The 7,671-nt window shown below is 63.0% G+C and carries 6 protein-coding genes and 3 pseudogenes; 4 read left to right on the forward strand and 5 right to left on the reverse strand.

The features are described 5' to 3' along the window. Positions 1-306 precede the first annotated feature (306 nt). Complete coding sequence (locus ABDB81_RS28975; protein ID WP_232776335.1) at positions 307-1,194, reverse strand: MBL fold metallo-hydrolase; 888 nt, start codon at positions 1,192-1,194, stop codon at positions 307-309. 136 nt (positions 1,195-1,330) lie between these two features. Here ABDB81_RS28975 and ABDB81_RS28980 point away from each other — a divergent pair, with 136 nt between their 5' ends. Continuing rightward, positions 1,331-2,266, forward strand: coding sequence for a helix-turn-helix domain-containing protein (locus ABDB81_RS28980; RefSeq protein ID WP_346814254.1), 936 nt, complete (start codon positions 1,331-1,333; stop codon positions 2,264-2,266). 216 nt (positions 2,267-2,482) lie between these two features. On the opposite strand, the gene ABDB81_RS28985 is transcribed toward ABDB81_RS28980, so the two are convergent. Continuing rightward, the gene (locus ABDB81_RS28985) at positions 2,483-3,325 is read right to left on the reverse strand and encodes an AraC family transcriptional regulator (RefSeq protein WP_094313412.1); all 843 of its coding nucleotides are present in this window, start codon (positions 3,323-3,325) and stop codon (positions 2,483-2,485) included. A gap of 117 nt (positions 3,326-3,442) precedes the next feature. Between ABDB81_RS28985 and ABDB81_RS28990 the strand changes: the two genes are divergently transcribed. Continuing rightward, positions 3,443-3,976: a carboxymuconolactone decarboxylase family protein gene (locus ABDB81_RS28990; protein WP_003830783.1), complete on the forward strand. Its 534-nt coding sequence runs from the start codon at positions 3,443-3,445 to the stop codon at positions 3,974-3,976. Between the two features lie 158 nt (positions 3,977-4,134). Beyond that, positions 4,135-4,221: pseudogene (locus ABDB81_RS28995) on the forward strand (cytochrome C); the annotation flags it as partial. Positions 4,222-4,269: 48 nt separating this feature from the next. On the opposite strand, the pseudogene ABDB81_RS29000 reads toward ABDB81_RS28995, so the two are convergent. Continuing rightward, a pseudogene (locus ABDB81_RS29000) lies at positions 4,270-4,719 on the reverse strand (transposase); the annotation flags it as partial. Positions 4,720-4,942: 223 nt separating this feature from the next. Here ABDB81_RS29000 and ABDB81_RS29005 point away from each other — a divergent pair. Continuing rightward, on the forward strand, positions 4,943-5,428 hold the full coding sequence (locus ABDB81_RS29005) for a carboxymuconolactone decarboxylase family protein (RefSeq protein ID WP_046941321.1): 486 nt from the start codon (positions 4,943-4,945) through the stop codon (positions 5,426-5,428). A gap of 65 nt (positions 5,429-5,493) precedes the next feature. On the opposite strand, the gene ABDB81_RS29010 is transcribed toward ABDB81_RS29005, so the two are convergent. Continuing rightward, on the reverse strand, positions 5,494-6,258 hold the full coding sequence (locus ABDB81_RS29010; RefSeq protein ID WP_001389365.1) for an IS6-like element IS6100 family transposase: 765 nt from the start codon (positions 6,256-6,258) through the stop codon (positions 5,494-5,496). Positions 6,259-6,320: 62 nt separating this feature from the next. Continuing rightward, a pseudogene (locus tag ABDB81_RS29015) lies at positions 6,321-7,502 on the reverse strand (DDE-type integrase/transposase/recombinase); the annotation flags it as partial. Positions 7,503-7,671: the final 169 nt, after the last annotated feature.

Below are 7,671 nucleotides of genomic sequence, written 5' to 3' on the forward strand. Positions count from 1 at the left end.
GCTTTGGTGCACACGAGTATTGAGCATAGTCGAGATTGGTGCAGATGACTTCTGATATTGCGTTGTCAGGAGTCGCCTGCACATCTGGCGTTACGCCCCGTCAATTGGTGCAGTCGTCTTCTGAAAATGACAGTTCCAAATCCTGCGCGTCTGTCGTTTTCAGAAGACGGCTGCACTGAACGTCAGAAGCCGACTGCACTATAGCAGCGGAGGGGTTGGATCCATCAGGCAACGACGGGCTGCTGCCGGCCAAAAGCGGTCTCTGGTCCCCCGTGTCCGGTCTTGACGACGAGGCACCGTAGTAGTTTAGAACCGGAGGGTTTCGCCATCCTCGGGAATCAGCACCCGTTGCTCAATTTTATGGTCTTGCACAAACTCACGCAGGGCCTTGCGGGTGAGTGACATGTGGTTCACCGCATCCATGTGCACGGCCACGATGGCCGCATGGGGCGCTGCCTTGGTGGCCTGGAGTGTGTCCTGCTTGCCCATGATGATGGGATGCTCCTCAAAGCCACTCACGAGCGCGCTCCCTGTGTTGAGGATCACCACGTCGGGCTTGTGCAGCTTCAGTGCCTGATCCACTTCCGGACGCCACACCGTGTCCCCCGCCACGTAGACCGTCTTTGCCTGCGGCGCCGCAAACACGACCCCCATGACCGGGCCCATGAACGCCGCACGCGCGGGGTCGGCAAACCACAAATCCGTGCCGTGCTGACCGCCGGTCCTGCTCAGCTTCACACCCTTGAAGGTGGTGGAGCCGGTGAGCACGCGGACGTCCTGGAAGCCTTGGCTGCGAATGAGCTTGGCATCCGCTTCGTTCTGCGTGAAGACCGGCAGGCTCTTGGGGATCGCCTTTTGAGCGGCCTCATCCCAATGGTCTGTATGGGTGTGGGTCACGACCACTGCTTCCACGCTGTCCAGCACATCCTTCACTGAAAAGGGCAGCGCGACCAAGGGGTTTCTCAGTTCGCTGCGGTAAGTGCCCGGGAAGCCGGGGAACGCCCCTTGGTCCGACAGCATCGGGTCGACCAGGAAGGTCGTGCCAGCAAAGTCGATCTTCACCGTGGCGTTACGGATCTGCTGCACTTTGACCGAGGTGCCGGTGACGGTTGCCGGTGCAGACCAGGCGGTTGCCGCAAAGGCGCCCAGCGACAGCGAGACCAGCAGGGGAGTGAAAGCTTTCATCGAGAACATGGGGGACACCCGCGTTGAGTTGAAGAGGCCTCCATGGTCGTGTCTCTCGCCCCTTTGTAGAATTGACCCAAGCGTCAATATTCGAAAGAATTGGGCCACTTCACCCAGGAGCTTCATGTCAAAGCGACTTCCCCTCGTGGCCCTCGTGAGCTACCCGCACTTCAGCCCGTTTCACTTTGGCGTGCCGTTCTTGATCTTCAGTGCGCAGTTGCCCGAGCAGGCGCTGTTCGATCTGAAGATCGTCACGCCAGGCGGCACCGCGCTGGCGGCCGAGCGGGCCTTGTTCGTCCAACCCGATGGCGGGCTGGAGTTGCTGGCCAAGGCTGACATCGTCGTGATCCCCGGTTGGCATGATCTGGCCGAGCGTCCTGAGCCCGAGCTGATAGCCGCCTTGCGCCAGGCCCGCCAGCGGGGTGCCCATGTGGTGGGGCTGTGCTACGGCGCGTATGTCCTCGCCTATGCGGGCTTGCTGGATGGCAAACGCGCATCCACACACTGGATGGCGGAGCAGGATTTCAAGCTGCGCTTTCCGCAAGTGCAACTGGACATGAATGCGCTGTATGTCGATGACGATGGCCTGATCACATCGGCGGGAACAGGGGCGGGCCTGGACTGCTGCCTCTACATCGTGCGCAAGTTCTACGGCCAGAAAACGGCCAACAAAGTCGCCCGGATGATGGTGGTGCCGCCTCACCGCGAAGGAGGACAGGCTCAGTTCATTGAACAGCCGCTTGCCCCTTCCACGCAAGATGCCAGGATCAATCAGTTGCTGGACCATTTGCGCCAGCACCTGAACCAGGTCCACTCGGTCGATGCGCTGGCCCAACGCGCCGCCATGAGCCGGCGCACGTTCACGCGCCACTTCAGCAAGGCGACCGGCATGTCGTTGGGAGACTGGCTCATCAACGAACGCCTGCAGCGGACCCGAGAGCTGCTGGAAAGCACCACCTTGCCGGTGGAAGCCATCTCTGACCTGGTCGGATTTCAGAACCCGACCTCGCTGCGTCAGCACTTCAAGCGCAGAAACCAGGTCAGTCCCAGTGAATGGCGAAGAACCTTTGGGCGCGCGTGAGCTTTGTCTGCTCCGGGCGGGACAGCGTCATCCAGCTACCTGCGCCACTGACTCAGCCTTGTCCAGCCGGCCGCGCCGCACGAACAGACTGACCAGCCGTTGACGGATCGCCACCTGGAGTTCCGCCAGTTGTTCCGGCGTGATGCGAATTTCACCCGCTCGACGAGCGCAACACCGGCGCCGCCTACGCCAAGAACCGGCGAATCGAACTCAAACTCACGAACCGCTGAGCGCCGCGTCACCGCGCTGCTGCGCCAGCCAGTCGCGCGGGGCGCAGCCCATGCGCACGCGGAAGGCGCGCGCCAGAGCGTTCGGGCTGCCGTAGCCGACGCGGTCGGCCACCACCGCCACCGGCCGCCCCTGCTTGAGCAGGGTGCAACTGACGTTCATCCGCCAGTCGGCCAGATAGTCGCCCGGCGTGACGCCCACCGCGTCCTTGAACGCGGCGGCGAAGCGCGCGCGTGACATGCCCGCCTTCGCCGCCAGCGCCTCGAGCGACCACGCGGTCTGCGGCGCATCGTGCATGGCGGTTATGGCGCGCGCGAGTTTCGGGTCGGCCAGGCCCGCCAGCAGTCCGGTGGCGCCAAGCCGCCCATCCATCAGATAACGCAGCAACTGGATCAGTAGCAACTCGCACAAGCGGTCGATGGCGGCCTGCCGACCGCACTGGTCGCGCTCGGCTTCGGCAAACAGCAACTCTAGCGTCGGCCCGAGGCCGGGCAAGTCCGCCAACGGAATCAGCAGCATCGACGGCAAGGCCATGGCCAACGGATTGCCCGTCGAAGCGCCCAGATCGACCTCCGCACACAACAGCTCAGCGGTATCGCCGGGGGCGGCGACAAAACGATGCGACGCCACGCGCGGATAAAACAGCAGGCTCGGCTCGGTAACCAGCAGATCTTCATGCACGGGCGAACGCGCCGTAATCGGGCCGCGCCGCACCAGATGGATATAGCCATGCGGCGCCGCGTAATGATGCTGCTCACAGAAGGCGCCGCTGTGAAAAACGCGCGCCGAAAGCGAGTAGTGCCGGAGCAAGCCGGCCAGTCGATCCGCCATTCCACTCTCCATATAAGACGATAGGTTACGTATTTGATACTTTACGTGCCATATCGTACCAAACAAAGGGCGATCATGCCCACGTGCTCTTGCACCTCACCCACTACGGAGATAGACATGACCCAAATCGCCCCCCTGACCATCGACACCGCTGACGCCGCTACCGCTGCCACACTCAAGGCCGTCAAAGCCAAGCTTGGCATGGTGCCGAACCTGTTCGCCACGCTGGCCCACGCGCCGGCGGCGCTCAATGGCTACCTCGGCTTGTCCGAAACGCTGGGCACCGGCCGCCTGAATGCCTCCCAGCGCGAGATCGTTGCGCTCGCTGCCGCTCAAGCCAATCGCTGCCAGTATTGCCTGAGCGCACACACCCTGATCGGCAAAGGTGCCGGACTGTCGGCAGAGGCCATCGCCGCGGCCCGCACCGGCCAGGCGGCCAACGCACTTGACGATGCAATCGCCGGCTTTGCCCGCGCGCTGGTCGAGCAACGCGGCGTGGTGTCGGCCGACGCCATGGCCAACTACCGCCGCGCGGGGCTCGACGACGGCCTGATACTGGAAGTGATCGCCAACGTCGCGCTGAACACGCTCACCAACTACACCAACCACATCGCCGACCCCACGGTGGATTTCCCCGTGGTCGCCGTCTGATCTCCATAGGCATATAAGGAGAACACGATGAAAATCGCACTCACCGGCGCTCTGCTCGCCAGCGCCCTCGTCCTGCCACTGGCCGTCACGGCCGGCGACTAAAGGCCTCGGCCGAGCACTACCGCAAGACCGGCAAGTTCTTGGACGGCGCCACGCTGGTGAAAGAGATCCGCAAGCTCGAAACCAGCGCCATGACCACTGGCAACCCTGTGGTCTGGGGTTCCGATGCGGCCGTGTGGTTCGTGATGGTCAAGGACGCCAAAGGCCGTTTCGCCAGCAACCCCTTGTGGGGCGGCGGCTGGAGGCACGGCGTAGCTGGCGCAGTACAGGTCGACCAGCACGCGCCCGAGCCGGATCAGGTCGCGCAGGTCCGGCGTGTTCTCCAGCCGCGAGACGGTGGGCTGGCTCATCAGGTCCGCGCCGCTCTCGGGCAGGCGCCCGCAGGCGAGCTTGAAGGCGGGGTCGGCGCGCAGGTGGTCGAGGTCGTCCGCGTCCTCATACCCGCAGGCGATGGCCAGGATGCGCGCCAGGAGGATCTCGGGCAGCGGGTGCACGATCCGGCTCGGATCGCGCCGGTCCGGGATCACCGCGGCGAGCTTGTCGGCAATCCGCATCCGCCGGGCCGCCTGAGCCAGCAGCAGGACGCCGCCGTCCGAGGTCAGGCGCCCGCCGTCGAAGGCGGCTGTGAGCTTCTTGGCTCTCACGGATGGAAACGCGAACGGAAGTGCGTCAAGATCGGACATGGCGGGCGTGGCGGGCTCGATGGGGTGAAGAAGGTTGGTGTGAGCACCCAATCCCTAAGCCAGATCAATGCTTTACGCTACGCTCGCCAGCTTCGATCCACCGCCCTCATGAATAAGACGGGCTAATTTCGTTCACGATGATCATCACCTTCCTTGACTGCACTGCACTGTGCAATGTATGCTTTGGAGACTGCACGGTGCAGTGCAAACGAGGAGATAGGGTATGTCAGTCGTAAATTCCAGCGTCGCTTTGCCTGCTGAGGTCTCAAAGGACCGTTTCGCCAGGGGATCTGCTACATTCGCCGCAGTCACCGGCATTCCCACGGAGGCATACCTTGATGGATTCAAGGATAGCTCGCCTGATTTTGGTCGCTATGTGATTGAGTGGGTCTTCGGCGATGTATACAGCCGCACCGATTTGGATTTGAAAACCCGGGAACTCGTTATCATCGCAGCCGGCGCGGCGTTGGGCGCAACGGGAATTGATGTCATCAAATTTCATGTCCCCACTGCGGTACGCGCGGGTGCAACCCGAGACCAGATTTTCGGCGTTCTTACCCAGGTAGCGATTGTTGCAGGTGTTCCCACAGCAATCGCCGCAATTTCGGCGGCGGCACAAGTCTTGGAGCCACACTCTCAGGTCGCTGATCCTCTCTTATTCACCGGGCTGCTGCGTGATGGCTTAATCCGGGACGGGGTGGCAGGCTGAGGCGGCCAGCGGGCTCTGTTGCAAAGATTGGCGGCAGTCAGAGGTAGGCTGTCGCTCTGCGCCGATCAGGCGGCTGCTGCGAAATGGTGGTTGAGCATGCCCATGGCCTCCGTCAGCGCCGAGGGCCCAATGCCAAAAGCTCTCTCCACAAGGCGCACCTCGCCCCTGATGCCGGGCTGCAGGCACCAGGGGCGAGCCTGTCCTTTGCGCAGGGCTCGCATGACTTCGAATCCCTTGATCGTGGCATAGGCCGTGGGGATCGATTTGAAACCGCGCACCGGCTTGATCAGTATCTTGAGCTTTCCGTGATCGGCCTCGATCACGTTATTGAGATACTTCACCTGCCGGTGGGCCGTCTCCCGGTCCAGCTTTCCTTCGCGCTTCAATTCGGTGATCGCTGCACCATAGCTCGGCGCTTTGTCGGTATTGAGCGTGGCAGGCTTTTCCCAGTGCTTCAGGCCTCGCAGGGCCTTGCCCAGGAACCGCTTCGCTGCCTTGGCGCTGCGGGTCGGCGACAGGTAGAAATCGATCGTGTCGCCCCGCTTGTCGACTGCCCGGTACAGGTAGGTCCACTTGCCCCGCACCTTGACGTAGGTTTCATCCAGGCGCCAGCTCGGATCAAAGCCACGCCGCCAGAACCAGCGCAGCCGCTTCTCCATCTCCGGGGCGTAGCACTGGACCCAGCGATAGATCGTCGTATGGTCGACCGAAATGCCGCGTTCCGCCAGCATTTCCTCAAGGTCGCGATAGCTGATCGGATAGCGACAATACCAGCGCACCGCCCACAGGATCACATCACCCTGGAAATGGCGCCACTTGAAATCCGTCATCGTTCCGTCCGTCCAATCTCCGCCAAGCATGCTCAAGCTTCACGATTTTTGCAACAGAGCCGGAAATCGACCAAAAACGCGGTGGGGCGGGTAACGACGGCCGGGACGCCAACGCGCTCCACGGCCTCGGCCCAGCGCGCGGCCGGCGGCTGGAGCAGGCCGTTGTGCACGGAGCCGTGATAGGTGCCTACCGCCAACGCGAGCCAGCGCTCCAGCTCGCGCAGCGTCAGGGTGGCCATCTTCTCGGAATCGTACTCGCCGCGCTGGCCGGGATTGGAGAAGGTCGTCCCCGGTAATTCGTCGTGGATCATCTGCATCGCCGTGCCGATGATCCGTTCCACGATGCCGCCGTAGTGCGGCTGGCCTGGTGGGCGATAGTCCAGCCGGATGCCATGCTGTTCGCAGCCACGGCGCAGCGCTTCGCTTTTGAACTCGGCCGCGTTGTCCAGATAGAGCAGCCTGGGCTTGCCGCTCATCGGCCAGTCCATTTCCACATTCAGCCCTTCCAGCCAGGGCCGCTTGTCGCAGGCGGCATGCGCGAGGCATAGGCCGACCGAGACGGCGGACGGCGCTTCCAGCGTGACCACCATGCCGAGTACGCAGCGCGTGAACACGTCGATGGCGAGGGTCAAATATGGGCGGCCAATCGGTTGCCGGTCGCGCTCGTCGACCACGATCAGGTCGATGACGGTGTGGTCGATCTGCACCTGTTCCAGCGGCATGGTGACTTCTGGCGGAATGCCACCCGCGCCTTGCAAGGGACGGGCAGCGTCCTGCCCGCCCCGGCTGCGGGCTATTTTCGCCGGGTGTAGTCCGGCAATCCGCTGGGCCACGGTGTTGCGCGCCGGCACCGGCAGCTTCTGGGTTTTGCACGCCTGCGCGACTTCGCGGTGGAACGCCGCCAGGCTGCGTTTCTGCTTGGTCAGGAAGCGCTTTTGCAGCAGCTCGCGGATGATGCGCTCGACCGGTTCCGGCAAGCGCCCCTTGCCTTTGCCGCCGCCGGATCGGCCGGGCGTCAGGTCTGTTACCAGGCCAGTACCCTGCCGGGCGCGACGGATCAGGACATATACCTGTCGCCGGGACAGGCCCAGCGCTTGGGCTGCCTCATCGGCGGCTTCATGCCCGACCACCTCAAGCGCTGCCAGTGGCCCGATGATTTCCGTCCGGTGCCGGGCTTGCGCCCATGCCTCGTCGGGCAGGGTGGCCACGCCTTGCGCGGCAATCGGTGGAGTGTCTGATGTCATGCCCAAACCTCGCTTTGGTGCACACGAGTATTGAGCATAGTCGAGATTGGTGCAGACGACTCCTGATATTGGGCTGTCAGGAGCCGTATGCACACCAGGCGTTACATCCAGTCAGATGGTGCGGTCGTCTTCTGAAAACGACAGCGTCAGTGCTGACAAGAAGATAGAC

This window comes from Cupriavidus sp. DL-D2, from assembly GCF_039710735.1.
Taxonomy (GTDB): Bacteria; Pseudomonadota; Gammaproteobacteria; order Burkholderiales; family Burkholderiaceae; genus Cupriavidus.

What these genes read in the sequence shown, in the direction of transcription:
- ABDB81_RS28975 (WP_232776335.1), bottom strand. Translation starts at nt 1,194, where the DNA reads ATGTTCTCGATGAAAGCTTTCACTCCCCTGCTGGTCTCGCTGTCGCTG.
- ABDB81_RS28985 (WP_094313412.1), bottom strand. Translation starts at nt 3,325, where the DNA reads ATGGCGGATCGACTGGCCGGCTTGCTCCGGCACTACTCGCTTTCGGCG.
- ABDB81_RS28990 (WP_003830783.1), top strand. Translation starts at nt 3,443, where the DNA reads ATGACCCAAATCGCCCCCCTGACCATCGACACCGCTGACGCCGCTACC.
- ABDB81_RS29005 (WP_046941321.1), top strand. Translation starts at nt 4,943, where the DNA reads ATGTCAGTCGTAAATTCCAGCGTCGCTTTGCCTGCTGAGGTCTCAAAG.
- ABDB81_RS29010 (WP_001389365.1), bottom strand. Translation starts at nt 6,258, where the DNA reads ATGACGGATTTCAAGTGGCGCCATTTCCAGGGTGATGTGATCCTGTGG.